Genomic DNA, 24,659 nt, shown 5'->3' on the forward strand with positions numbered 1-24,659 from the left:
CTCAGCTTTCCCAACCGGCTTGATACAGCTTGCCGTGGGCCTTCTCCAGCGCCGCGCGAACAACCGGCGAATGCTGGTAAATGTCGACGAATTTGATCAGGCGCGGGTCGGTTTTGCTTTTCGGCTGGATGACGAACTGGATCACGTATTCCTTGTGGTCGAGGCCGTCGAACAGCAGCGCCGAACCGGCATCGAAAGTCTTCGCCAGACGAATGTAGGCCGGGTAGCCCTGGACCAGATCGGCGTCGTCATAGGCGCGCACCAATTGCACGGCTTCGACCTGGAGGATTTTGATTTTCTTCGGGTTGGCGACGATGTCGTCTTCGGTGGCTTTGTAGCCGACGCCCGGTTTCAGCGTGATCAAACCGGCCTTGGCCAGCAGTTGCAAACCACGGCCGCTGTTGATCGGGTCGTTGGCGATGGCGACGCTGGCGCCTTCGGGCAACTCATCGAAGCTTTTGTATTTTTTCGAGTAGAGACCGACGTTGTTGATGATCCCCGGGGCGAACGGCACCAGATCAAAACCCGAGGCGGCTTTGGCGTTTTCGAGGAACGGAATGTGCTGGAAGTAGTTCACGTCGATGTCGCCGGCGGCGAGGCTGACGTTGGGTGCGATCCAGTCGGTGAACTCCACCAACTCGACCTTCAGGCCTTGTCTGGAGGCTTCTTCGACGGCGGCTTCCAGAGGAATGGCGAAGGCGGCGGTGGTGCCGATTTTCAGTGGGGCGTCGGCGGCGAAGATGGCCGAGCTGAACAGGCCGAGAGCCAGGGCCAGTGCTTTGACTGGGTGGGACAGGCGTTTTTTGGTCATGATGAGTTTTCCAGTCAGTGCATAAGATTTGTGGTGTCTGGTCGGGCCTCTTCGCGAGCAAGCTCGCTCCCACAGGGAAATGCATTCCAAATGTGGGAGCGAGCTTGCTCGCGAAGCTTTTAATGCCGGTACGAAGAGCCGGTGTGTTGCTCCGGTAGCTGCGCCGCGCCGTGAAACAGCTTTTCGCGCAAGCTGCCGTTGTCGTACGCGGTCTTGTACGACCCACGTCGTTGCAGTTCAGGGATCACCAGCTCAATGAAATCCACATAGCTCTCCGGCGTAACAATCCGGGTCAGATTGAACCCGTCGAGGCCGGTCTCGGCGATCCACGATTCCAGCTCATCCGCCACTTGCTCAGCCGAACCGACCACGGTGATGTAGCGGCCACCGAGGGCGTGCTGGTCGAGTAATTTGCGCCGGGTCCAGTCATTGTTCTGCAGGTTCTTGGTCGCCGATTGAATAGCGTTGCTCTTCACGTACTGGATCGGTTCGTCGATCTCGTACTGGGAAAAGTCGATTCCGGTCGATGCGGAAAAATGCGCCACGCCGGCTTCGGCGCTGGCGTAGCTCAGATACTCGGCATGCTTGGCCCACGCGGCTTCTTCGGTCTCGCCGACAATCACGTTAAGGCCCATGAACACCTTGATGTCTTCAGGATTACGCCCGGCTTCGACGGCGCTGGCGCGCACCTTGTCGACCTGAACCTTGGTCGATGGCTTGTTCTGACCGCTGATGAACACGCACTCGGCGTGACGCCCGGCGAACAGCAAACCGCGCTCAGAACTGCCGGCCTGGAACAGCACTGGTGTGCGCTGTGGCGACGGCTCACAGAGGTGATAACCCTCGACCTGATAGAACTCGCCCCTGTGCTCGACCTTGTGCACTTTTTCCGGGTTGGCGTAGATCCGCTGCTCACAGTTATTCAGTACCGCGCCGTTTTCCCAACTGCCTTCCCAGAGTTTGTAGAGCACTTCCAGGTACTCGTCGGCCTGGTCATAACGACGGTCATGTTCGACCTGTTCGCTGAGGCCCATGGCTTTCGCAGCGCTGTCGAGGTAACCGGTAACAATGTTCCAGCCCACCCGACCACGGCTCAAATGATCGAGCGTCGACATGCGTCGGGCGAACAGATACGGCGCTTCGTAGGTGAGGTTGGCGGTCAGGCCGAAGCCGAGGTTCTTGGTCACAGCGGCCATCGCCGAGACCAGTAGCAACGGATCGTTGACCGGCAGCTGGATCGACTCTTTCAGCGGCACTTCGACCGAGTTCTGATAGACGTCATACACGCCGACGATGTCGGCGATAAACAACCCGTCGAAGAGTCCCCGTTCCAGCAACTGCGCCAGTTCAGTCCAGTATTCGATGGTGTTGTAGCGCGTCGAGGTGTCGCGCGGATGCGTCCACAGGCCATGGTTGATGTGGCCGATGCAGTTCATGTTGAACGCATTGAGCAGGATCTTCTTTTTCACGGCGCTCATCAGATCGTCCCTCGCAATGGAGGGTTTTCATCGTTGAGGTAGTAGTTGCCCACCGCGTGGTATTTCCAGCGCACCGGGTCGTGCAAGGTGTGCACGCGGGCGTTGCGCCAGTGACGGTCGAGGCCGTGTTCGATCAGGGTCGCCTGGCTGCCGGCCAGTTCGAACAGCGTGCTGCCGGCGGCCAAAGAGATTTCAGTGCTGATCGCCCGTGCTTCGGCGACGGCAATCGAAGCGGCAGCGACGGTTTCTGCACGGGTCTCGGCTTGCGCAGCGTCGAGGAATTCGCCGGCACGTTCAAGCAACGCCTCCGTGGCGTGCAGGCGGATGCTCAAGTGGCCGAAGCTTTTCAGCGTCAGTGGATCTTCGGTGGCTTTGTCGTTGCCGGAATCGATCCATGGACGTGTCTTGCTGCGCACGAAGTGCAGCGCGTCTTCGTAAGCGGCGCGGGCGATACCGGTGTCGATGGCCGCGTGAAGGATCTGCGCCAGCGGGCCGACAGTGGTTGGCCGTTCGAAGGCGCTTTGGAAGGGCAGCACGTCTTCAGCCGAGACGAGCACGTCTTCGAACACAACAGAGCCGCTGCCGGTGGTGCGTTGGCCGAAGCCGCTCCAGTCATCGATCACGGTCAGGCCTTGGCTGTCGCGCGGGACGAAGGCCAGTTGCTGCACGCCATTTTCATCGACAACGGAAGTCGGAATGCGCTGGGCGTAAATCGCCCCGGTCGAGTAAAACTTGCGGCCATTGATGCGATAGCCGTCACCGTCGCGTTTGAGACTGGTGACGCGGTCGTGGGCCGTTTTGGTGCCCAGTTCCGCCAGGGCGTTACCGAAGCGTTGGCCGGCGAGAACCTCGGCGTACAGCCGTTGCTTCTGCGCGTGGCTGCCGTTCACCCGCAGCACTTCCAGTGCGTAGAAATGGTTCTGCGGAATCTGCCCGAGCGAGCCGTCAGCCTGAGCGATCAGGGCAATGACTCTAGCCAACGTTACGTTGGACACGCCAGCGCCGCCGTACTCCTTGGGCACACTGATGCCCCATAGACCGGAGCGGGAAAATACATCGAGTTCCGGCAGTGGCAAGCGACGTTCACGGTCGCGCAGGGCGCTGTCGCGTTTGAAATCTTCGGCCAGGTCGCTGGCGACGATCAGGGCTTGCTCATCGCTAGTGATGACCGCGACGTGATGGGAAAAAGTCATAGGTTTCTCCAGATGTCTGGTCGTCAGATCCAGGAATGGCGAGCCGGCAAAGTGCCGTTGAGGCGGTAGGCGCCGACCGCGTGATATTTCCAGCGCACCGGGTCGTGCAACGTGTGCACGCGGGCGTTGCGCCAGTGGCGGTCGAGGTTGAATTCGGCGAGGGTGGCGCGGCTGCCGGCCAGTTCGAAAAGCTTTTCGCTGGCGAGCAAGGAAATCTCGGTGGTCAGCACTTTCGCTTCGGCCACGGCGATCGAAGCGCGGGCGGCAGATTCGGCAGTGAGCGGCGCAGCGTGTACTTGATCGAGAACCTGCCCGGCCTTGCGTAGCAGCGCTTCGGCGGCGTGCAGTTCGATTTTGAGTTTGCCGATATCGGCGATGACATAAAGATCATAGCTGGCGCGATCAACCTTGGCGTCGATCCACGGCCGTGCGCGGGTTTTGATGAACTCAATGGCGTCATCAATGGCGCCACGGGCGATGCCGGCGTCGATCGCGGCTTGAATCAGCTGTGATACCGCGCCTTGGGTGTTCGGGGTTTCGTTGATCTTCCAGTTGTCGACCACCAGGCTCGATTCGACACGCACGTTGTTCAGCAGAATCGTACCGCTGGCGGTGGTGCGCTGACCGAAGCCCGACCAGTCATCAACGATGCGCAAACCCGGTGTGCCGCGACGAACGAAGGCCAGCACTTGCTTGCCGTCATCGTTGAGCGCTTTCACCGCAACCCAATGCGCAAACAGTGCGCCAGTGGAGTAGAACTTCTGGCCGTTGATCACGTAATCATCGCCATCGGCGGTGATCCGCGCTTTCAGTTCCAGGGTGTTTTTGGTGCCGCGCTCAGGACCGGCATTGCCGATGCGCCAGCCTTCCAGAACGCTCTGGAATAGCTGTTGTTTCTGCGCTTCGGTGGCGCTGCCGAGTACCAGATTGATGATGCCGAACTGGTTCTGCGGGATCTGCCCCAACGCCGGGTCGGCGGCGGAGATGATCGCGAACACTTCGGCCAGAGTGACGAATGAAACCTGCGGGCCACCGTATTCGCGCGGGATGGCGATGCTGCCTAATCCGCTGCGGGTGAACTGTTCGATTTCCGACCACGGCAGCTTGCGCTGACGGTCGCGTTTGGCCGCCTGCACGCGGGCGACTTGCGCCAGTTCATGGGCGGCCTCGATGGCTTGGGCGTCGTTGCGCAAGACCTGCGCAGGCAACAACAACGGGGCGATGTCCAGATCAGACTGGACGTTTGCATTTGCCAGACTGGACATCAGTGCCGCTCCTTGGCTGCACGCAATGCCCTGGCGATCTGCACTGGGGTGATTGTGTTCCGGACCATACTACCTACCTCACATCTCATGAAAAACGCCGCAAAAGTGCGGCGAACGAATGAATGTCCGGTGGTCCGGTTTATATACCCTAAACGTGTATAAATATTAAATAAACTAACTTTTAGGAATATGCATAGAAGAGGTGATGGTCGGGTTGGTTAAGAATTTTTTTGCGGCTGGAATGATCCGGTGGCGAGGGCGCTTGCTCTCTCGCCACAGGGGCATTGTGTTCAGGGCTTGCGGGATTCGGCGGCTTTGAGGTCGGGCCTGAGCGGGACCTTCAGATAAGGATTTGCGCAGCCGATTTTCAAGGTGCGGGGCGGTGCCCAGCGGGAGTTGTTGCCGACCCGATCGAGAATGCAATACGTCACGTCCAGGCGCAGATCCTCGCCTGCTTCGACGATCACCGACGGCGGTACCCAGACCTGAATCGGCAAGCCGATATCTGCGGCGGTGACCGGTGCCAGATCCATGCGCACGTCACCCCAGCGCAAGGTGATCGCGTCATCCTCGGCCATGTTCAGATACGGCTCGATGGTCAGCGGCACACCGCGTTTGATCTGGTTCGGATTGACGCCCTGACGGCGTATGGCGTCGGGGATGGCCACCGGGGCCAGTTGCTGATTTTCGTCTGCGCTCAGCGCCGTGGGTTGCCCGCCGGGGCAGTCCAATTTGACCTGTACGCGCGTAGCCGCCGAAAACGCTGGCCCCTGACCGACCTGCATCACCCGGTAGTGGATGCGTGCGGTGCCGTTGGCGATGAAACTTTCCGGCACTCGCAGGCTGACGGTTGTGCCGACGTCATCCGCCGTCAGCACTTTGGAAGCGACATAGCATTTGTTCCAGAACAGCTCGATGAGATCGCCGCTGTCCATATCAGGGTAGGGCGACACCTCGATCAAGAGGTGCGCGGCGGTAGCCAGATTGATGCCGGTTTTTTGCGCTGGCGCGAGGGTCGGCGCTGCCATTTCGGGGGTGTGCGAAGTGCGGGTCATCGATTTCTCTCCTTGAAGCCTTGCAGCGAAGTCCGTTTCTGAAAGAACAAAAAGCGTGAATAAACTGGCAATAAAGCTTTGGGCTTTTATTCAAGTTGAAGACGGGGTGGTTGAACTAGTTGATGCCGGTTGCCGACTAGATAAGAGTCTGCGGGATGGGGTGTCAATAGACGATATTAGTTAATCCGTGAATTACGAATTAATCAGAAGTTTCCTACGCCATTGCGGCCATATGCCTAGGTGGTCAGGCGAAATTAACCACGAGGCACAGGGCTTTCTCGGCGTTTTATGCGCGGATTTATTTGAGCACTATCATTTGATGTGGCATGGAAGGAGGCGGGTGTTATCTGTTGCAGAACATATATATGTACTGTTAGGGATATGTTTTGCTTGAGAGGGGGCTGAAGCAGGTAGATATTTTATAAAGGGGACTTCCATCCGTGGAAGTTGTCGGTGATGCAATAAAAGTTCTCAGGCGTGATTCAGAAACTTGCTGAGAAACTGTTTAGTACGTTCTTCTTTTGGGTTGGCAAACAATGCCTTCGCTTCACCTTGTTCGACGATCACACCTTTATCGAAAAACACCACACGGTTGGCCACGTCACGAGCAAAACCCATCTCGTGGGTGACGATCACCATGGTGCGTTTTTCTTCAGCCAGGCCACGAATCGTCGCCAGCACTTCGCCGACCAGTTCCGGGTCAAGCGCCGAAGTCGGCTCGTCGAACAGAATCACTTCCGGTTCCATCGCCAGCGCCCGGGCAATCGCTACGCGCTGTTGCTGACCACCCGAGAGACGACGCGGATAAGCGTCTTCCTTACCGGCGAGTCCGACCTTGGCCATCAGCTTTTTGCCCAACGCAATTGCCTCGTCGCGCGGCATCTTCTTGACCACGATCGGGCCTTCGATGACGTTTTCCAGTGCGGTGCGATGGGGGAACAGGTTGAAGTTCTGGAACACGAAGCCCACATGCTGGCGCAGGTTGCGCACCAGACTTTGCTGCTGGTTCAGCGGGCGGCTGGTATCGATTTCGATATCGCCGACCTTGATCCGGCCACTGGTGGGTTGTTCAAGGAAGTTCAGGCAGCGCAGGAACGTCGTTTTCCCCGACCCGCTGGGGCCGATGATCGCGACGACTTCGCCTTCCTTGACCTCGAGGTCGATGCCGTTGAGCACGACCTGACCCTTGAATTGCTTGGTCAGTTTTTCCACGACAATCATGGGGTCAGGACTCCTGGTCGTGCCGATTGACCCGCTCTTCCAGCTTGTTCTGGAAGTGCGAAAGCACCGTGGCCAGAATCCAGTAGATCAGCGCGGCGGCAAGATACATGGTGAAGACTTCGAAAGTCCGGGCGGTTATCAACTGTGCCTGACGGAACAGCTCCGGCACCTGAATGGTGGCGGCCAGTGCCGTGTCCTTGACCAGTGAAATGAAGCTGTTGCCCAGCGGTGGCAACGCCGTGCGCATCGCTTGCGGCAGGATGGCCCGGCGCAGGGTTTGCGCGCGGGTCATGCCGATGCTCGCAGCGGCTTCCCACTGGCCGCGCTCGATCGAACCGATCGCGGCACGGAGGATTTCACAGGCGTACGCGGCCATGTTCAGCGAAAAGCCGATCAGTGCCGCTGGCAGTGGATCAAGCTCTATTCCCAGTTGCGGGAAGCCGTAATAGATCACGAACAGCTGCACCAGTAACGGCGTACCGCGGAAGAACGACACGTAGACGCGGGCCAGCCAGCTGACCGATTTGAAGCGCGACAGGCGCATCAATGCCAGGCCGAAGCCCAGCAGCAGCCCGAAGAACATCCCGCCTAGGCTGAGGATGACCGTGAAATACGCGCCCTTGAACAGGAAGGGCGCGGAGTCCACCAACAGCTGTGTGGTTTCGGCGATTTGCTGGCTCAACTGCGGGAAGTCCAGTCCGAACTGAAAACCTGCTTCCATTATTTAGTGACGTCTGCGTTGAAGTATTTTTTCGACAGCTTCTCAAGGGTGCCGTCGGCACGCAGTTCGTCGAGCGCCTTGTTCAATGCAGCCAGCAACTCAGGCTCGCCTTTACGCAGGGCAATACCGGATTCCTGACGGGAGAAAGCTTCACCGGCAGCGACGGTTTTTGGCGCTTTCTTGGCGTACTCAAGTGCAGCCAGACGATCGATCAGGATGGCGTCGGTGCGGCCGTTGTTCAGGTCGGCGAACTTGGTCGGATCATCGTCGTAAGTACGGACGTCGGCGCCCGGCACGTTGGCGCGGACCCATTGTTCGTAGTTGGTGCCCAGACCTACGCCGACTTTCTTGCCGGACAGGTCATTGGCGGTCTTGATGTTCAACGCGGCTTCCTTGCTCTTCAGCACCAGCGCCTGAATGCCGGAAACGGTGTACGGCTCGGAGAAGTCATACTTCTTCTTGCGCTCTTCGGAGATGGTCACCTGATTGACCACAACGTCCAGACGCTTGGATTCCAGCGCGGCGAGAATGCCGTCCCACTTGGTTGGCTGAATCTTGGCTTTGACGCCGAGTTTTTGCGCCAGCGCTTCGGAGAGTTCAACTTCGAAACCGGACAGCTTGCCGTCGGCATCAACGAAGCTGAACGGTGGGTAAGTGCCTTCCAGGCCGACGTTGATAACGCCTTTGTCCTTGATCTGTTGCAACTGTTCACCGGCCACTGCCTGGCCGATCAGACCGGCGCTCAGCGCAAGCCCCAGCGAACCCACCAGCAGATTGCGACGTAGTGCGGAAAAATTCATGACAAGCCCCTGTGTTTTCTTATGGAAGACGCTTAAGCAAAGTTGGCGAATGGGTGATTCGGACGACAGCGCTATCCTGCCTTAAAGCAGCTTATGCGTCTCTCGCGAAATTCGCCTGCGGCGAGACTATAAGATGTCTGCGTTAGACTTGAAAATACTTAATATCTGAAATGTTATTCTTTATTGGAATATGTATTGTCTGTGGAAAAAGATCGCCGCCTGCGGCAGCTCCTGCATGAGATCACTTGTAGAAGCTGCCGTTTTGATCTTCTGTTACAGGAAGTCCTTGTAGGCAAACAACGCCGGCGCCCCACCGGTATGCAGGAAGATGATCGGGCCTTCATCAAAGCGCTGACGACCAATCCCGTCGAGTAAACCTGCCATGGCCTTGCCGGTGTACACCGGATCGAGCAACACCGCTTCCTGACTCGCCAGCAGCTTCAGCGCCGCCAGCGTCCCGGCATTCGGCTCGCCATAACGCGGGCCGAAATATTCGTCCCACAACTCGACCTTGAAGCTGGCCGGCAGTTCGACGCCGAGCAGCGCCGCCGTGCGTTCGGCAAGTCCCTGAACCTTCGGCCGCTGATCTTCTTCACTGCGCGAAACCGTCACGCCAATCACCGGCAATTGCGGCAGCACTTCGCTCAACGCCAATGCCAGACCGCTGTGCGTCCCGGCACTGCCCGAGGCCAACACCACGGCGGCGAAATTCAGGCCGGTGTCGTTGATCTGCTCGGCCAGTTCCAGACCGGCGCGCACATAGCCCAACGCACCGAGCGCATTGGAGCCACCAATTGGCACCAGATACGGCTTCTTGCCGTTGCTGCGCAGGCGGGCGGCGAGGGCGGTCAGTTGTTCGTCGGCGTTGTCGAGGTTGTCGACCAGTTCGACCTTGGTATCGAACAGATCCAGCAGCAGGCGGTTGCCGTTGCCGGTGTAATTGCTGTCGTCAGTGCCCAGCGGATTTTCCAGCAGCGCCACACAGCCAAGACCGAGTTTGGCGGCGAGTGCGGCGGTTTGACGAACGTGGTTCGATTGCAGCGCACCGGCGGTAATTAGCGTATCGGCACCTTGCGCCAAGGCATCGGCGGCGAGGTATTCGAGTTTGCGCAGTTTGTTGCCGCCCATGGCCAGTGGCGTCAGGTCATCGCGCTTGATGTACACCTCGCGGCCGAGCCAGGTGGACAAGCGTTCGAGTTTTTCCAGGGGCGTCGGGTGGCCGAGCAGGTCGAGACGGTCAAAGCGGTCCAGCTGTTGTTTGATCATGGGTCCGTACTGGCGGAGGAAGATGAAAGGACTATAGGCACGCGCTTTTGCAGGGGCAACCGTGAATCGCTTATAGCCAAATGAACTGAGCCCAGCACTATCGGTTCTTAATTCGCCTTCGCGAGCATGCCGTAAAGTAGGCGCCGTTGACGCGGCCAGACAGTCCGGCCGCCCGTGAGGAGTCTTTACCGTGAGCGAGCGTTCCAGCCATTGGCAATTGCAGACCATCGTCAGTCAACTGCGCAGCGCGCGGGATCAGTGGCGGGCACAGAACGGCCGGGCGTCCGGCGAGCAGGGCGGTCGCGAGTTGCCGTCCCGCGCAGCGATGGCGGAGATTCTTGAAGCATTGTGTGGCGCGTTGTTCCCGATGCGCCTGGGCCCGGTGGATCTGCGCGAAGAGAGTGAAGATTTCTACGTCGGCCACACCCTCGATGTCGCGCTGAATGCGTTGCTGGCGCAGACCCGCCTGGAGCTGCGTTACGTCGCCCGCCACAGTGCCCAGGCCGACACCGAAGTCGAAGCGCGCGCGATTCAGATCGTACAGGATTTCGCCCTCGCACTGCCGGGCCTGCGCACGCTGCTCGACACCGATGTGCTGGCCGCTTATCACGGTGATCCGGCGGCACGCAGTGTCGATGAAGTGCTGCTGTGCTACCCGGGGATTCTCGCGGTGATTCACCATCGTCTCGCGCACCATTTGTATCGCGCCGGTTTGCCGTTGCTGGCGCGGATCAGCGCGGAAATCGCCCATTCGGCGACCGGTATCGATATCCATCCGGGCGCGCAGATCGGCCGTAGCTTCTTTATCGATCACGGCACGGGCGTGGTGATCGGCGAGACGGCGATCATTGGTGAGCGGGTGCGGATTTATCAGGCGGTGACGTTGGGCGCCAAGCGTTTCCCGGCAGATGAAGACGGGCAGTTGCAGAAGGGCCATCCGCGTCATCCAATTGTTGAAGACGATGTGGTGATTTATGCCGGGGCGACGATTCTCGGGCGGATCACCATCGGCAAGGGTTCGACCATTGGCGGCAATGTGTGGCTGACGCGGAGTGTGCCGGCGGGGTGCAATTTGACTCAGGCCAATTTGCAGCATGATGACGGGACGCAGAAGTAGGGCTTTAACGGCTTACCCACCCCAGCCCTCTCCCCGAGGGAGAGGGGGTCGACCGAAGTGTCTTGCGTCATACATCGACCTGAAATACCGAGTCGATTATGGATTCGGTACAGCAGGATCACGTCGGCGTATCTCCCCAATATCCCCCAATCAGTCCCCTCTCCCTCCGGGAGAGGGCTAGGGTGAGGGGCTATTGAACGAACTCCCTAAAAACCACGTCATACCCATCCTTGAGCTAGCGTAGGAAAACTACCGCCTAGCCGTACGATTAGTCCTTGCCACCCTATCCATGTTTAACTTGAACGTTCATTCAAGTTAAACCGGTGGTTCGCTGCCCGCTCACAACAGGAGGCTTGCCTTTGCTGAGTCCGATCATTTCAGCCACGTTTCAACCCCTCGAGGTGCACGTTTCATGAGTGCATCGTCTACCCCCGCCAGCGGTCTGGTACGCATGAATCCGCCGGTGTTCTACTTCGCCGCGACGGTCATTCTGCTGTTTGGTCTCGTTGTCATCGCCATGCCGGAGCAGGCAGGCGCCTGGCTGCTGGAAGCGCAAAACTGGGCGGCCAATACGGTCGGCTGGTACTACATGCTCGCGATGACCCTGTATCTGGTCTTCGTGGTGGTCACCGCCTTATCCGGCTACGGCAAGATAAAACTCGGTGCCGACCACGACGAGCCCGAATTCAGTTACTTGTCCTGGGCCGGCATGCTGTTCGCCGCCGGGATCAGCATCACGCTGTTCTTCTTCTGCGTCTCTGAACCGCTGACCCATATGCTCCAGCCGCCGCAAGGCGAGGCGGGCACGGCGGATGCGGCGCGTCAGGCGATGCAGATTCTGTTCTTGCACTGGGGCCTGCATGGCTGGGGCGTGTTCGCCTTCGTCGGCATGGCGTTGGCCTATTTCGCTTACCGTCACAACCTGCCGCTGGCCTTGCGTTCGGCGCTGTATCCGCTGATCGGCAAGCGCATCAACGGCCCCATAGGTTATGCGGTGGACGGCTTCGGCATCATCGCTACGGTGTTCGGTCTGGGCGCCGACATGGGTTTTGGGGTGCTGCACCTCAACTCCGGTCTCGACTACTTGTTCGGCATCGCTCACACCCAGTGGATTCAAGTCGGCCTGATCACGCTGATGATGGGCGCGGCGATCATCGTTGCCGTCTCCGGCGTCGATAAAGGCGTGCGGGTGATGTCCGACATCAACATGCTGCTGGCCTGTGCGCTGCTGCTGTTCGTGTTGTTCGCCGGGCCTACCCAGCACCTGCTCAACACCTTGATCCAGAACCTTGGCGACTACCTCGGCGCCTTGCCGATGAAGAGTTTCGACCTCTACGCCTACGACAAACCGAGCGACTGGCTCGGCGGTTGGACAGTGTTTTACTGGGCCTGGTGGATTGCATGGTCGCCGTTCGTGGGCCTGTTCATTGCACGGATTTCCCGTGGCCGGACCATCCGTGAATTCGTTTTCGGCGTGCTGCTGATTCCGCTCGGTTTCACCCTCGCGTGGATGTCGATTTTCGGCAACAGCGCACTGGACCAAGTGCTCAACCACGGCATGAGCGCGCTGGGCATGTCGGCCATCGACAACCCGTCGATGAGCATTTACCTGCTGCTGGAAACCTACCCATGGAGCAAAACCGTCATCGCTGTGACGGTGTTTATCAGCTTCGTGTTCTTCGTGACGTCTGCCGACTCCGGCACCGTGGTGCTCTCGACCTTGTCGGCCAAGGGTGGCAACCCGGACGAAGACGGGCCGAAATGGCTGCGGGTGTTCTGGGGCGCAATGACCGCGTTGATCACCAGTGCGCTGTTGTTCTCCGGCAGTATCGATGCGCTGAAATCGGCGGTGGTGCTGACGTCGTTGCCGTTCTCGTTGATCCTGCTGTTGATGATGTGGGGTCTGCACAAGGCGTTCTATCTGGAGTCGCAGAAGCAGATCGCGCAGTTGCACTCGCTGGCACCGGTCTCCGGTTCACGGCGCGGTACGGGCGGCTGGCGTCAGCGTCTGAGTCAGGCGGTGCACTTCCCGTCGCGTGACGAGGTGTACCGCTTCATGGACACCACGGTACGCCCGGCAATTGAAGAAGTGACGGCGGTGTTCGTTGAAAAAGGCCTCAACGTGGTCACCCAGCCGGATCCGGCGAATGACAGCGTCAGCCTCGAAATCGGCCATGGTGATGCGCATCCGTTCATCTATCAGGTGCAGATGCGCGGCTACTTCACGCCGTCGTTCGCGCGTGGCGGGATGGGCTCGAAGCAGCTCAACAATCGCCGTTACTACCGCGCCGAAGTGCACTTGAGCGAGGGCAGTCAGGACTACGATCTGGTCGGCTACACCAAAGAACAGATCATCAACGACATCCTCGACCAGTACGAACGGCACATGCAGTTCCTGCATCTGGTGCGTTGATCGGCGGTTGGGCGCCGGGTCTGCTCAGGACTCGGCGCTCAGCACCATGAACAACACCATCGCCGCCACCGGCACCCCGAACACCGCACTGCCTATGGCTATTTCCGAACCCACGGACTGGCCGGCATGCACCACGCCCACCGCGCCATTGATCACCGTCAACGCCAACCACAGGGCGGCGAAGCCGTAGGCCATGGTCTGGCGGCTGAAGCCGATGCGCTCGCCGATGTAAAGCATCAGAGCGAGCAGGACCAGGCCGAAGAAAATGATGATGGCGGTGTGCATGGCGGATTCTGCCTGGTGGAGGTGCATTGCCTGAAGGATCGCTTTCGCGAGCAGGCTCGCTCCCACAGGGATTTCATGTACACAGGAAATCCCTGTGGGAGCGAGCCTGCTCGCGAAGGGGCCACCTCGGTGTCCTTTGGAGCATAGCCAATCCAGTCCCACCACATCTCTATTGGACATATTTTGCGACCCTCACAGAGAGTTTGGCCGGCGACGTGTTCTGCTTGCTGGCCCGCGGTTGCCGTTGATCTGCCCCATAACCAAGCGATTGTTCAGTGAGCTAATATTTATCCGAGTGTGTATCGTGTGTATCAAGGGCTACTGCGCGCTCTAGAGTAAATGGCTCTAGCTGTCGAACAGGGCAAAGGAAATGCGCAGTCGGGAAATGATCAGGATGATCGAAGACGATGGTTGGTATCTCGTGGCGGTGAAAGGCAGCCACCACCAATACAAGCATCCGCACAAGCCAGGAAGGGTGACGATCAAGCACCCTGATTCGTATCTGCCCAAGGGCACGATCAACAGCATTTTGAAACAGGCGGGCTTGAAATGAGGCCCGTTATTGGAAACGAAGGCCGTTTTATGGGCCTGTCAGAGGAAGGACTCACTCATATGAAATTCCCTGTCGTTCTGCACAAGGATGCCGACTCAGACTACGGAGTGATCATCCCGGATGTCCCGGGTTGTTTCTCCGCAGGCACTACGGTCGCTGAGGCGTTTGAAAATACTCAGGAGGCATTGGCGCTTCACTATGAGGGGTTGGTCGCCGACAACGCGCCGTTACCGCAAGTGCGGGACATTGATGCTCATCTCGATAACCCGGATTACGCGGGAGGGATCTGGGGCGTGGTCGATTTTGATATCACCCCGTATTTCGGCAAGTCAGTGCGTTTTAACGCCACGCTGCCGGAGCAGTTGCTTGAGCGTATTGACCAGACAGTCCGCCGTGACCAGCGCTATCGATCCCGTTCCGGATTTCTCGCGGCGGCCGCCTTGCGCGAACTGTCGGTATAGCGAAGTCAGGTACTTTCCCGTTCGATGACTTGGCACTGCAGCAGGTTCAGACGTTGCACTTCGTCGCTCGGCAACACGCCAAGACTTTCCAATACGCGTGTTGCGGCCAGTACGCCGATCTCCAGCGCCGGCGGTTTGATCGTGCTCAGGCTAGGTAGCAGCATCTCGGCGAACGGGTAATCGCCGAAGCCGAGGACGGCGCAGTCCTCGGGGATCTTGAGGCCTGCGCGTTGCCCGGCGAGCAGGCCGCCGGCGGCGATGTTGTCGTTGGCGAAAATGATTGCGTCGGGGCGCGGTGAGGCATTCATCAGCGCATCCATCGCCTGTTTGCCGGCCTCGAATGGCGCTCGATCGGCGTCAGGGGCGTAGATCCAAGGGTCCAGGCCGGATTCGCGCAAGGTCGCCGCGTAACCGTCGCGGCGTTCCAATGCGCTGAAGTCGCCCGCAGCGCTGTTTTGCACGAAGGCAATGCGTCGGTAGCCTTTTCCCAGCAGATGTTTTGCCGCCTTCACGCCCACTTCAAAATGCGAAAAACCGATCTGCATCGGCTCACGCTCCGGCTGGTAATCCCACGTCTCGATCACCGGAACATCCGCCTCGGCGATCATCTTTTCCGTGCCCGCACTGTGAAAGTGACTGGTCAGCACCAGCGCCGCTGGCGACCAGCCGAGAAACGCACGCACGGCGTTTTCTTCTTGTTCAGTGCTGAAGTAACTCGACGCCAGCAACAGCTGATAGCCATAACGACTGAGCGTATCGCTGAAGCCTTGAATGGTATTGGCGAAGATCGGCCCGGAGATGTTCGGGATCACCATGCCGACAATTTTCCCCCGCGCCGAGGCCAGCCCGCCGGCCACCAGATTCGGCACGTAACCCAACTCGGCCACCACCGCCGCAATCCGCTCGCGACGCTCGGGCGAAACCTGCTCAGGTTGGTTGAAATAGCGTGACACGGTGATCGCCGAAACCCCGGCCTCACGCGCCACGGCATTCAGCGTTACACGCCCGGCGCCACGACGTTTGCGGGGTTTTTCTTCGCTCAAGGCTCGATCCTTCTTAAAAACCAAATCGCATATAAAAGTAATTTTTCAGTATTGGACGCTCTATGTGCGGCTTGCCAATACTGTCGATGGTAGCGCTAACAAAGCGCGCTGTCTGCTACTCGCTCGAGCGAATGCCCAAGACACCGATTCAGGCGCTGTCGTCGCAGAACGGCAGCGGTTAAGGGCCAATTTCGAGCGGGCAAACATGCACAACATTCCTGGGGCGACACACACACTGGCGCAGTCGATTCGCGCCGCCGGCTGGTTATTCACGGGGTTGGCGGCGCTGCCGTTGCCCAACGCATTCGCTGCCGAGAGCAGTGATCAGGAGCCGACACTCAAATCGGTGACCGTCACTGCCACCCGCCGCGAAGAATCGCTGCAAAAAGTGCCGGTCGCGGTGTCGGTGATCGACGGCGAACAACTTGAGCGCGACAACCGCAACGGCGTGGCGAGCATCGTCCAGCAAGTGCCTTCGCTGAACTTCCGCACTGGCGCTTCGAACAAGGACACCTCGTTGTTCGTGCGCGGCGTCGGTACGATTTCCACCTCGCCGGGCGTCGAGCCGACCGTGGCGACGGTAATCGATGGTGTGGTCTACGCGCGTCCCGGGCAATCCACTCTCGACTTGCTGGATCTGGAGCGCGTCGAAGTGCTGCGCGGCCCGCAAGGTACGCTGTTCGGCAAAAACGCCTCGGCCGGTGTACTCAATATCACCAGTAAGGCACCCACCGCCGAGACCCATGGCTACATCGATCAGTCGTACTACAGCGGCAACGAAAGTCGCACCCGTTTCGGCATCGGCGGCAGCCTGATTCCGGACACGTTGAAAGGCTCGATCAGCACGCTGTTCGGCACCTACGACGGCAACGTCGACAACCAGCACAATGGCCAGGAGGTCAACGGCTACAACCATCGCGGCGTGCGCGGCAAACTCGAATTCACCCCGAATGACGACGTCACCTTCACCCTGATCGCCGACTACATGCAGTCCCATGACGACGGCCCCAACGGCGTGGTCAGCAAGTCGCTGACGCCGGCCTTCGCCAACGCGCTGAACCCGGTCAATGCGACTAGCCACAATCGCGATATCAACACCGACACCCGCAGCCATGTCGAGGACACCAACAAGGGCCTGTCCGGCCAGCTCGACTGGCAACTGGGCGATTACACTCTGACCTCGATCACCGCATGGCGCGGTTGGGACAACACCCAGTATCAGGACGGCGACCGTCTCGGTACGGTGACGGCGGCGTTCCCCGGCACGGCGGACAAAGGTGATCTGGCCTTCGATCAATATTCGCAAGAGCTGCGTCTGGCCTCGCCGAAGGGCGAGTTTCTTGAGTACGTCGGCGGCCTGTTCTACATGCACGGCAAGGATGACGAGACCTATCAGCGCACGCTGACCACCACCACGCGCACCGACCGAGGCGTCGCCGATTACAGCACCACCAGCGACAGCTATGCGGTGTTCGGTGAGAGCACGCTGAACTTCACCTCGGACTTTCGCGGCATCGTCGGCCTGCGCTACACCCACGATGATCTCGAATACGATCACCGCCGCGTCTCCACTTCAGCGACCACGGTCAGCGGCATTCAACCGGCGACCAGCAGTTCAGGTTCTGTCGACGAAGATGGCTGGTCCGGCCGCCTCGGTGTGCAGTACGACTTGAGCGATGCTGTCACTACCTATCTGACCTACTCGCGCGGCTACAAAGGCCCGGCCTACAACGTCTTCTTCAACATGCAGCCGCGCGATACCGAAGCGCTGAAACCGGAGACCTCCAACACCTGGGAAGCGGGCATCAAAGCCACGTCCTGGAACAATCGCCTGACCACCAACCTCGCGGTATTCCACAGCGACTACGACAACTATCAGGCGAACTTCTTCGACACCGTCGCCGGCCAGGTTGTGACGCGTTTGATCAATGCCGGCAGCGTCAGCAGCGAAGGCGTCGAACTCGATTACGCCTTGCAGGCGACCCAGCAATTGAAACTGTCCGGCGCACTCGCCTACACCCGTGCGCGCATCGACGAGTTCGCCTGCCCGGCAGGCGCAGCGGCGTCGTGCAACGTCAACGGCAAACCGCTGCCGTTCAGTCCGGACTGGAAAAGCTACGTGCGCGCTGACTACAGCATCCCGCTGGATAACGGCCTGGATATCGAACTCGGCACCGACTATAGCTGGCAGAGCGAAGTGCAGTACGACATCAGCCAGAACGTCGACACCAAGCAGGGCGCCTACGGTCTTTGGAACGCCAGTGTCGCGCTGGCTGATTACAGCAATGGCTGGCGCGTGGCATTGCTGGGCAAAAACCTCACCGACAAGTCGTACTCGCCATTGCTCGCCAGCGGCGGCAATTACATCTATCGCGCCGTGCCACGGGACGACGAGCGCTACTTTGGCGTGCAACTGCGCAAGGATTTCTGAGATGAGCAGACAGTTGAAACTCGGCGCGTTCCTCATGGCCACCGGGCACCATGTGGCAGCGTGGCGTCATCCGGATGTGCCGGCGAATGCGGGTCTGGATTTCGCCCATTACAAGCGGCTGGCGCAAATTGCCGAGGCGGCGAAGTTCGATGCGTTGTTTGTCGCTGACAGCGTCGCCGCGCCAACTCAGGACATCGCCAGCCGCATGGCGCGTTCCGATCACTTTGAACCGCTGACCTTGCTCTCGGCCCTGAGTGCGGTGACCGCGCATATCGGCCTGATCGCCACGGCGACCACCAGTTACAACGAGCCGTATCACGTGGCGCGCAAATTTGCTTCGCTCGATCACCTGTCGGGTGGCCGCGCGGGGTGGAATCTGGTGACGTCGGACAATGCTGCCGAAGCGCTGAATTTCGGGCGTGACGAACACATTGGCCACGCCGAACGCTACAGCCGAGCCCGCGAGTTTCATCAGGTGGTGACCGGGCTTTGGGACAGTTGGGAGGACGATGCCTTCTTTCGCGACAAGGCCAGCGGAGCGTATTACGACCCTTCGAAATTGCATGTGCTGGATCACGTTGGTGAACACTTCAGGGTCAAAGGTCCGCTGAACGTTGCGCGTTCGCCGCAGGGGCAACCGGTGATTGTTCAGGCTGGATCTTCGGAAACCGGGCGCGAATTGGCGGCGCAAACCGCTGAAGTGGTGTTCACCGCACAGACTTCGCTGGCCAGTGCCCAAGCGTTTTACGCTGACCTCAAAGCACGTTTGCCCAAGTACGGGCGCAGCGCGGATTCGCTGAAAATCATGCCCGGGGTTTTCGTTGTGGTCGGCGGCACCGAAGCCGAAGCGCGGGAAAAATGTGAAACGTTTCAGCAATTAGTCGAACCCGAGGTTGGCGTCGCCTTGCTTGGGCGTATGCTGGGCAACTTCGATTTGTCGAAGTACCCGCTGGACGGGCCGTTGCCGGAGTTGCCGCTGACCGAAAGCGGTCAGCAGAGCCGGCAGAAATTGCTCACTGAACTGGCGGGCCGGGAGAACCTGAGCCTTGCCGAACTGGGGCGCAAGATTGCTGGCGGACGCGGGCATTACAGCCTGGTCGGTACGCCGGAGCAGATTGCCGATCGTTTGCAGGAATGGTTCGAACAAGGCGCAGCGGACGGTTTCAACGTGCTGGTGCCGCACTTGCCCGGCGGGCTCGAAGACTTCGCCAATGGCGTGGTCCCGGAACTGCAACGGCGCGGGCTGTTCAGAACCGACTATGAAGGCCGGACCTTGCGCGAGAACCTGGGTCTGGCCCGACCCGGCAATCGATTTGTGTAACACCCTTCGCGAGCTTGCTCGCGAAGCAGTCGACACCCTATTCAAGACAGACAAGAGAGGATTCGATGACTTACACCGCTGCCGAAAACCGCTACGACTCCATCCCTTACCGCCGCGTCGGCCGCAGCGGTCTGGTGCTGCCGGCGTTGTCGCTGGGTCTGTGGCACAACTTCGGTGACAGCACGCCGATCGACACCCAGCGCGCCTTGTTACGCACCGCGTTCGACCTGGGCATCAACCACTTCGACCTGGCCAACAACTACGGCCCGCCCTACGGCAGCGCCGAGATCAATTTTGGTCGTCTGCTGCGCGAAGACTTCAAGCAGTACCGCGACGAGCTGATCATCTCCAGCAAGGCCGGTTGGGACATGTGGCCCGGCCCTTACGGCCAGGGCGGCGGTTCGCGCAAATACGTGCTGGCCAGCCTCGACCAGAGCCTGCAACGGCTCGGTCTGGACTATGTGGATATCTTCTATTCGCACCGCTTCGACCCGGACACCCCGCTGGAAGAAACCGCCAGCGCCCTCGCCACCGCGGTGCAACAGGGCAAAGCGTTGTACATCGGTATCTCGTCGTATTCCGGGGTGAAAACCCGCGAGATCGCTGCGCTGTTGAAAGAGTGGAAAGTGCCGCTGTTGATTCACCAACCGGCGTACAACCTGCTCAATCGCTGGGTGGAAAAAGACCTGCTGGATACCACCGATGAACTCGGCACGGGCGTGATTGCTTTCACTCCGTTGGCGCAAGGTCTGCTCACCGACAAATACCTCAACGGCGTGCCGGCGGATGCGCGGGTCAATCGTCCGGGCGGCGGTTCGTTGCAGGCTTCGCACCTGTCCGATGCCAACATCGCTCATGTGCGCGCATTGAACGAGATCGCCAAGCGTCGCGGCCAGAGCCTGGCGCAACTGGCGCTGGCGTGGACGTTGCGGGATCCTCGGGTGACCTCGGCACTGATTGGTGCGAGCCGGCCGGAGCAGATTATCGAGAACGTCGGGGCGTTGAAGAATTTGAGCTTCAGTGCTGAGGAATTGGCGGAGATTGACCGGTTTGCCCAAGAGGGTGGGATCAATCTTTGGGAGAAGCCTTCGACGGCGGAGTGATGACGATTGGGTTGGATCAGCAAGATCCAACCCCCTCACCCCAGCCCTCTCCCCCAGGGGGCGAGGGAGAAAGGGAGCCGATCTTCATGCCTTTCAAAGCTTGAGTTCAACCCGATATTTCAGGTCGATGTAGCTTGTACAAACACCTCGGTCAGTCCCCTCTCCCTTTGGGAGAGGGTTAGGGTGAGGGGCTTTTGCCTTTAAAAGGACTCAGCGAAAAAACGGCACATCCCCCAACACCGTCGCCCGCTGCATCACCCGCCGCGCCGGCCGATAATCATCCACCGCGTAATGCTGAGTCACGCGGTTATCCCAGAACGCAATGTCGTCCTGCTGCCAACGCCAGCGAATGGTGAATTCCGGTCGCGTTGCATGGGCGAACAGAAACTTCAGAATCGCCTCGCTCTCGGTTTCCGACAGCTCATTGATCTTCGACGTGAAGCCTTCATTGACGAACAACGAACGCCGCCCGCTGACCGGATGCGTACGAATCACCGGGTGCGACAGCGGTGGATTCTTGCGTCGGGCCTCTTCCCACTGCGCCAACGCTTCCGGCGTATTGCCGTAGCGCTCCAGCGGAAACGAGCGAGTGAAATCGTGAGTCGCGGTCAGCCCTTCGAGTAAGGCTTTCATTGGCGCCGACAGCGCTTCGTACGCAGCAATCCCGCTGGCCCACAGCGTGTCGCCACCGAACTCCGGCAGCAACTTGGCGCTGAGCACCGCGCCCATCGCCGGCGTCGGCAGGAAGGTCACGTCGGTGTGCCAGATCGCGTTGTCGCGCACGTCGGTGACGGCGGTGTCGAGGATCAACACTTCCGGTTGTTCCGGTACGTTCGGGTAGATCGGGTGAATGTGCAGGTCACCGAAGTACGCGGCGAAACGCGCTTGTTGCGGCGGTTCGATTGGCTGGTTGCGGAAGAACAGCACTTGATAATTGAGCAGCGCCTGCTCGATCGCGTCGCGGTGTTCCAGGGTCAACGGCTGGCTGATGTCGACGCCACTGATCTGTGCGCCGAGGGCTGAGCTTAATGGGGTGATATTGAGGCTGCTCATGGTCTTTCTCTTCGAATTCGGGGTTCAAGCTTTTGTAGGAGTGAGCCTGCTCGCGATTGCAGACTGGCAGTCAATGCTGTGGTGAATGACACACCGCAATCGCGAGCAGGCTCGCTCCCACAGGGGAATTTTCACAAGGCGATTTAGTGGGCCTGGCCGTGCCACGGCACCAGTTTGCGCTGCAGGGCGCGCAGGCCCATTTCCATGGCGAAGGCGATCAGGGCGATGACCAGAATCCCCAGCACCACGACATCAGTGACCAGGAATTGCGCGGCCGACTGCACCATGAAGCCCAAACCGCTGGTGGCCGCGATCAGTTCAGCAGCAACCAAGGTCGACCAACCCACGCCCAGACCAATACGCACACCCGTGAGAATGTCCGGCAGAGCGCTGGGCAAAATCACATGACGAATAAGCTGCAAACGCGTCGCGCCCAACGACTGCGCCGCACGCAACTTCGCCGGATCAACCGTGCGCACACCGGTCGCCGTGGCAATGGCGATCGGCGCGAAAATCGCCAGATAAATCAGCAGCACTTTCGACAACTCACCGATGCCGCACCAGATCACGATCAGCGGCAGATAAGCCAACGGCGGGATAGGGCGGTAGAACTCGATCAGCGGATCGAGCACGCCACGGGCGATGCGGTTGGCGCCAATGGCAATGCCTACCGGCACGGCGGTCAGAATCGCAAAACCGAGGCCCAGACCGATGCGGCTCAGGCTTGCGCCGAGGTGCTGCCACAACGTTGAATCCATGTAACCGGTAGTCGCCAGCAACCAGCCCTTTTGCAGCACGGCGGACGGTGGCGGCAGGAACAGTGGTTCGATCAACCCGGTGGCAGTCACCGCCCACCAGATGGCCAACAACGCGAACAGCGTCAGCAGGCTGATCCAGCGCGTGCTGAGGCTGCGACGTACAGGAATGACCGCCGAAGCGCTGACCGGTTTTACCGCAGCCGAGGAAACGTCGTAACTGCTCATGCGCGCTCCTGCCGTTGCCCGGCGCTGCGTTGCGAGAACACTTTGCTCAGCACGTGTTCGCGGGTTTCGATAAAACTCGGATCGGATTTGATCGCCCGGGCGGATTCACCGGCGGCATAACGCTGACCGAAATCCAGATGCAGGCGCTCAACGATCTGCCCCGGATTCGGTGCGAGCAGAATCAGGTCAGTGGCGAGGAAAACCGCTTCTTCAATATCGTGGGTAATCAGGAAAACCGGTTTGGCCGTGCGCTGCCAGACTTGCAGCAACAGCTCTTGCATCTGTTCGCGAGTGAACGCGTCGAGGGCACCGAAAGGCTCGTCCATCAGCAACACGCGCGGATCAGCGGCGAGGGCGCGGGCGAGGCCAACACGTTGTTTCTGGCCGCCGGAGAGTTGCCAGATGCGGCGACTTTCGAACCCTGAAAGATCAACCAGCGCGAGCATTTCACGGGCGATTTTTTCGCGCTTGTCCTTGGCGATACCGGCCAGCTCCAGACCGAACGCGACGTTCGCCAGCACGTCCTGCCATGGCAGCAACGCATCATCCTGGAACACCACGCCCCGTTCGGCGCTCGGGCCTTTGACCGGCACACCGTCGAGGGTGATGCGCCCGGCGCTCGGCTCGACGAAACCGGCAATCAGGTTCAACAGCGAAGTCTTGCCACTGCCGGACGGGCCGAGAGCCACCAGCAATTGCTGAGGCCCCAGGGTCAGAGAAATATCCGCCAGCACCGGTGTCGGGCTGCCCGGGTACTGTGCGCTGATGCGCTCCAGCTGTAGCAAGGCCATCGCGGTTAACTCCCGATCAGTTGGTGATGTATTTGGCGCTGACGTATGGCGCGTAGTCCGGCAGAACCGCTTCGACCTTGCCTTGCTCCTTGAGGAACGCGGCGGTGTCAGTGATGGCTTTGGTGGTCGGCGCGCCGAGGCTGACGACCTGGTCCGCCGCCAGCGGGTAGACGTTGCCTTGCAGCAACAGCGGAATGTCGCTGGCCTTGGCACCGGAGAGTTTCACCAGTTTGTCGACGTTGGACTGATCGGCGAGCCAGGCTTTCGGGTCTTTGCGGTAGTCGGCGTAGGCGTCGAGGGTGACCTTGGCGAACGCGGTGACGATTTCCGGGTGCTTCTCGGCGAAGTCTTTGCGCACGATCCACGCATCGAAGGTCGGCGCGCCAAACTTGGCCAGTTCGCCGGAGGTGATCAGCACTTTGCCGTTTTCCTTGGCCACGCCGAGTGCCGGATCCCACACGTAGGTGGCATCGATGTCACCGCGTTTCCACGCGGCAATGATCGCTGGCGGGGCGAGGTTGAGCACGGTGACCTTCGACGGGTCGATGTTCCAGTGCTTCAGCGCGGCGAGCAGGCTGTAGTGACCGGTGGACACGAAGGGCACGGCGATTTTCTTGCCGATCAGATCTTGCGGGGTCTTGATCCCGGAAGCGTCGCGAGCGACCAGTGCTTCGGCGGCGCCGATCTGGGTGGCGATTAGGAAGGTTTCGACCGGGACTTTGCGCGTGATCGCGGCGGTCAGCGGGCTCGAACCGAGATAGCCGATCTGCACGTCACCGGAGGCGATGGCGGCGATGATGTCGGCGCCGTTGTCGAACTTGCGCCAGGCGATGTCGGCTTTGGTGGCTTTTTCGTAGGCGCCGTCGGCCTGGGCGACTTTCGCCGGGTCAACGGTGGTTTGGTAGGCGACGGTAAGGTCGGCGGCCTGGGCCAGAAAACTCGCGGCAGCCAGGGAGGCTACGGCGAGCAGGCGAAGCGGGAAATTCAGTTTCATTGAACAGCTCCATATCAGGCGACCGAGCGTCGGCGTGAAAGGAGACTAAATGATCTAAGAATCGGTAAATAAATAACTTTTTAGAATGAGCTTATGAGCGGAAAAATCTAAGGCGCGGGGGGATTGTGAATATTTCGGATCTTGCGTTCGACGTTAGATCTTTGCCCCCTCACCCCAGCCCTCTCCCCCAAGGGGGCGAGGGGGAAAGGGAGCCGATCTCTGTGCTTTTCAAGGGCCGAGTTCGGCGCGGTATTTCAGGTCGGCGTACTTCGCATCAACAACTCGGTCAGTACACTCTCCC

22 protein-coding genes are annotated in these 24,659 nt (G+C 59.7%); 7 read left to right on the forward strand and 15 right to left on the reverse strand.

Annotation, left to right across the window (positions count from 1 at the left end; genetic code table 11):
• Position 1: 1 nt before the first annotated feature.
• The 9 genes from BMY54_RS26635 to BMY54_RS26675 form a co-directional block, all read right to left on the reverse strand.
• Positions 2-811: a MetQ/NlpA family ABC transporter substrate-binding protein gene (locus tag BMY54_RS26635; protein ID WP_093440548.1), complete on the reverse strand. Its 810-nt coding sequence runs from the start codon at positions 809-811 to the stop codon at positions 2-4.
• A gap of 119 nt (positions 812-930) precedes the next feature.
• The gene (locus tag BMY54_RS26640) at positions 931-2,289 is read right to left on the reverse strand and encodes an LLM class flavin-dependent oxidoreductase (RefSeq protein ID WP_093440553.1); all 1,359 of its coding nucleotides are present in this window, start codon (positions 2,287-2,289) and stop codon (positions 931-933) included.
• Complete coding sequence (locus BMY54_RS26645; protein ID WP_093440558.1) at positions 2,289-3,482, reverse strand: SfnB family sulfur acquisition oxidoreductase; 1,194 nt, start codon at positions 3,480-3,482, stop codon at positions 2,289-2,291. Before BMY54_RS26645 ends, BMY54_RS26640 begins: the two co-directional genes overlap by 1 nt.
• Before the next feature lie 23 nt (positions 3,483-3,505).
• Positions 3,506-4,747, reverse strand: coding sequence for an SfnB family sulfur acquisition oxidoreductase (locus BMY54_RS26650; RefSeq protein WP_093440562.1), 1,242 nt, complete (start codon positions 4,745-4,747; stop codon positions 3,506-3,508).
• 290 nt (positions 4,748-5,037) lie between these two features.
• Positions 5,038-5,802: a hypothetical protein gene (locus BMY54_RS26655; protein WP_093440567.1), complete on the reverse strand. Its 765-nt coding sequence runs from the start codon at positions 5,800-5,802 to the stop codon at positions 5,038-5,040.
• A gap of 471 nt (positions 5,803-6,273) precedes the next feature.
• On the reverse strand, positions 6,274-7,023 hold the full coding sequence (tcyN, locus tag BMY54_RS26660) for an L-cystine ABC transporter ATP-binding protein TcyN (RefSeq protein WP_093440573.1): 750 nt from the start codon (positions 7,021-7,023) through the stop codon (positions 6,274-6,276).
• Between the two features lie 4 nt (positions 7,024-7,027).
• Complete coding sequence (gene tcyL, locus BMY54_RS26665) at positions 7,028-7,693, reverse strand: cystine ABC transporter permease (protein WP_175559671.1); 666 nt, start codon at positions 7,691-7,693, stop codon at positions 7,028-7,030.
• Positions 7,694-7,743: 50 nt separating this feature from the next.
• Positions 7,744-8,544 carry a cystine ABC transporter substrate-binding protein gene (gene tcyJ, locus BMY54_RS26670; RefSeq protein ID WP_093440581.1) on the reverse strand — a complete coding sequence of 267 codons (801 nt, stop codon included), beginning with the start codon at positions 8,542-8,544 and terminating at the stop codon, positions 7,744-7,746.
• Between the two features lie 273 nt (positions 8,545-8,817).
• Complete coding sequence (locus BMY54_RS26675) at positions 8,818-9,810, reverse strand: D-cysteine desulfhydrase (protein WP_093440586.1); 993 nt, start codon at positions 9,808-9,810, stop codon at positions 8,818-8,820.
• A gap of 190 nt (positions 9,811-10,000) precedes the next feature.
• On the opposite strand from BMY54_RS26675, the gene epsC reads away from it, so the two are divergent.
• Positions 10,001-10,927 carry a serine O-acetyltransferase EpsC gene (gene epsC, locus BMY54_RS26680; RefSeq protein WP_016983653.1) on the forward strand — a complete coding sequence of 309 codons (927 nt, stop codon included), beginning with the start codon at positions 10,001-10,003 and terminating at the stop codon, positions 10,925-10,927.
• Between the two features lie 451 nt (positions 10,928-11,378).
• Positions 11,379-13,340 (forward strand): choline transporter BetT, encoded by a 1,962-nt coding sequence (betT, locus tag BMY54_RS26685; RefSeq protein ID WP_163030199.1) that lies wholly within the window; start codon positions 11,379-11,381, stop codon positions 13,338-13,340.
• Between the two features lie 24 nt (positions 13,341-13,364).
• On the opposite strand, the gene BMY54_RS26690 is transcribed toward betT, so the two are convergent.
• Entirely contained in the window at positions 13,365-13,625 is a 261-nt protein-coding gene (locus tag BMY54_RS26690) for a hypothetical protein (RefSeq protein ID WP_093440654.1), read from the reverse strand.
• Between the two features lie 370 nt (positions 13,626-13,995).
• Between BMY54_RS26690 and BMY54_RS26695 the strand changes: the two genes are divergently transcribed.
• Entirely contained in the window at positions 13,996-14,178 is a 183-nt protein-coding gene (locus BMY54_RS26695; protein WP_093440593.1) for a type II toxin-antitoxin system HicA family toxin, read from the forward strand.
• Positions 14,175-14,639, forward strand: a complete 465-nt coding sequence (locus BMY54_RS26700) for a type II toxin-antitoxin system HicB family antitoxin (RefSeq protein WP_371914465.1) — start codon at positions 14,175-14,177, stop codon at positions 14,637-14,639. The genes BMY54_RS26695 and BMY54_RS26700 overlap by 4 nt, the downstream gene beginning before the upstream one ends.
• Before the next feature lie 5 nt (positions 14,640-14,644).
• Here the strand turns inward: BMY54_RS26700 and BMY54_RS26705 are convergent, their stop codons facing one another.
• Entirely contained in the window at positions 14,645-15,682 is a 1,038-nt protein-coding gene (locus BMY54_RS26705) for a LacI family DNA-binding transcriptional regulator (RefSeq protein WP_093440600.1), read from the reverse strand.
• Positions 15,683-15,887: 205 nt separating this feature from the next.
• Here BMY54_RS26705 and BMY54_RS26710 point away from each other — a divergent pair, with 205 nt between their 5' ends.
• From BMY54_RS26710 to mgrA, 3 genes are all read left to right on the forward strand, one after another.
• Positions 15,888-18,113, forward strand: coding sequence for a TonB-dependent receptor (locus tag BMY54_RS26710; protein WP_093440604.1), 2,226 nt, complete (start codon positions 15,888-15,890; stop codon positions 18,111-18,113).
• Position 18,114: 1 nt separating this feature from the next.
• Entirely contained in the window at positions 18,115-19,434 is a 1,320-nt protein-coding gene (locus BMY54_RS26715; RefSeq protein ID WP_093440610.1) for an LLM class flavin-dependent oxidoreductase, read from the forward strand.
• 65 nt (positions 19,435-19,499) lie between these two features.
• Positions 19,500-20,537, forward strand: coding sequence for an L-glyceraldehyde 3-phosphate reductase (gene mgrA / locus BMY54_RS26720; protein WP_034148469.1), 1,038 nt, complete (start codon positions 19,500-19,502; stop codon positions 20,535-20,537).
• A gap of 210 nt (positions 20,538-20,747) precedes the next feature.
• On the opposite strand, the gene tauD is transcribed toward mgrA, so the two are convergent.
• The 4 genes from tauD to tauA all read right to left on the reverse strand — a co-directional run bounded on the left by tauD (position 20,748) and on the right by tauA (position 24,358).
• Positions 20,748-21,590: a taurine dioxygenase gene (gene tauD / locus BMY54_RS26725; protein WP_093440615.1), complete on the reverse strand. Its 843-nt coding sequence runs from the start codon at positions 21,588-21,590 to the stop codon at positions 20,748-20,750.
• Between the two features lie 143 nt (positions 21,591-21,733).
• Complete coding sequence (gene tauC / locus BMY54_RS26730; protein ID WP_093440620.1) at positions 21,734-22,573, reverse strand: taurine ABC transporter permease TauC; 840 nt, start codon at positions 22,571-22,573, stop codon at positions 21,734-21,736.
• Entirely contained in the window at positions 22,570-23,364 is a 795-nt protein-coding gene (tauB, locus tag BMY54_RS26735) for a taurine ABC transporter ATP-binding subunit (protein WP_093440624.1), read from the reverse strand. The genes tauC and tauB overlap by 4 nt, the downstream gene beginning before the upstream one ends.
• A 16-nt stretch (positions 23,365-23,380) precedes the next feature.
• Positions 23,381-24,358, reverse strand: coding sequence for a taurine ABC transporter substrate-binding protein (gene tauA / locus BMY54_RS26740; protein WP_093440627.1), 978 nt, complete (start codon positions 24,356-24,358; stop codon positions 23,381-23,383).
• Between the last annotated feature and the right edge of the window lie 301 nt (positions 24,359-24,659).

The sequence above is a fragment of the Pseudomonas sp. ok266 genome (assembly GCF_900110195.1).
Classification (GTDB): domain Bacteria; phylum Pseudomonadota; class Gammaproteobacteria; order Pseudomonadales; family Pseudomonadaceae; genus Aquipseudomonas; species Aquipseudomonas neuropathica.

What these genes read in the sequence shown, in the direction of transcription:
- tauB (WP_093440624.1), bottom strand. Translation starts at nt 23,364, where the DNA reads ATGGCCTTGCTACAGCTGGAGCGCATCAGCGCACAGTACCCGGGCAGC.
- BMY54_RS26645 (WP_093440558.1), bottom strand. Translation starts at nt 3,482, where the DNA reads ATGACTTTTTCCCATCACGTCGCGGTCATCACTAGCGATGAGCAAGCC.
- betT (WP_163030199.1), top strand. Translation starts at nt 11,379, where the DNA reads ATGAATCCGCCGGTGTTCTACTTCGCCGCGACGGTCATTCTGCTGTTT.
- BMY54_RS26690 (WP_093440654.1), bottom strand. Translation starts at nt 13,625, where the DNA reads ATGCACACCGCCATCATCATTTTCTTCGGCCTGGTCCTGCTCGCTCTG.
- tauD (WP_093440615.1), bottom strand. Translation starts at nt 21,590, where the DNA reads ATGAGCAGCCTCAATATCACCCCATTAAGCTCAGCCCTCGGCGCACAG.
- tcyN (WP_093440573.1), bottom strand. Translation starts at nt 7,023, where the DNA reads ATGATTGTCGTGGAAAAACTGACCAAGCAATTCAAGGGTCAGGTCGTG.
- BMY54_RS26710 (WP_093440604.1), top strand. Translation starts at nt 15,888, where the DNA reads ATGCACAACATTCCTGGGGCGACACACACACTGGCGCAGTCGATTCGC.
- BMY54_RS26695 (WP_093440593.1), top strand. Translation starts at nt 13,996, where the DNA reads ATGCGCAGTCGGGAAATGATCAGGATGATCGAAGACGATGGTTGGTAT.
- tauA (WP_093440627.1), bottom strand. Translation starts at nt 24,358, where the DNA reads ATGAAACTGAATTTCCCGCTTCGCCTGCTCGCCGTAGCCTCCCTGGCT.
- BMY54_RS26700 (WP_371914465.1), top strand. Translation starts at nt 14,175, where the DNA reads ATGAGGCCCGTTATTGGAAACGAAGGCCGTTTTATGGGCCTGTCAGAG.
- mgrA (WP_034148469.1), top strand. Translation starts at nt 19,500, where the DNA reads ATGACTTACACCGCTGCCGAAAACCGCTACGACTCCATCCCTTACCGC.
- BMY54_RS26715 (WP_093440610.1), top strand. Translation starts at nt 18,115, where the DNA reads ATGAGCAGACAGTTGAAACTCGGCGCGTTCCTCATGGCCACCGGGCAC.
- BMY54_RS26650 (WP_093440562.1), bottom strand. Translation starts at nt 4,747, where the DNA reads ATGTCCAGTCTGGCAAATGCAAACGTCCAGTCTGATCTGGACATCGCC.
- BMY54_RS26640 (WP_093440553.1), bottom strand. Translation starts at nt 2,289, where the DNA reads ATGAGCGCCGTGAAAAAGAAGATCCTGCTCAATGCGTTCAACATGAAC.
- tcyJ (WP_093440581.1), bottom strand. Translation starts at nt 8,544, where the DNA reads ATGAATTTTTCCGCACTACGTCGCAATCTGCTGGTGGGTTCGCTGGGG.
- BMY54_RS26675 (WP_093440586.1), bottom strand. Translation starts at nt 9,810, where the DNA reads ATGATCAAACAACAGCTGGACCGCTTTGACCGTCTCGACCTGCTCGGC.
- tauC (WP_093440620.1), bottom strand. Translation starts at nt 22,573, where the DNA reads ATGAGCAGTTACGACGTTTCCTCGGCTGCGGTAAAACCGGTCAGCGCT.
- BMY54_RS26655 (WP_093440567.1), bottom strand. Translation starts at nt 5,802, where the DNA reads ATGACCCGCACTTCGCACACCCCCGAAATGGCAGCGCCGACCCTCGCG.
- BMY54_RS26635 (WP_093440548.1), bottom strand. Translation starts at nt 811, where the DNA reads ATGACCAAAAAACGCCTGTCCCACCCAGTCAAAGCACTGGCCCTGGCT.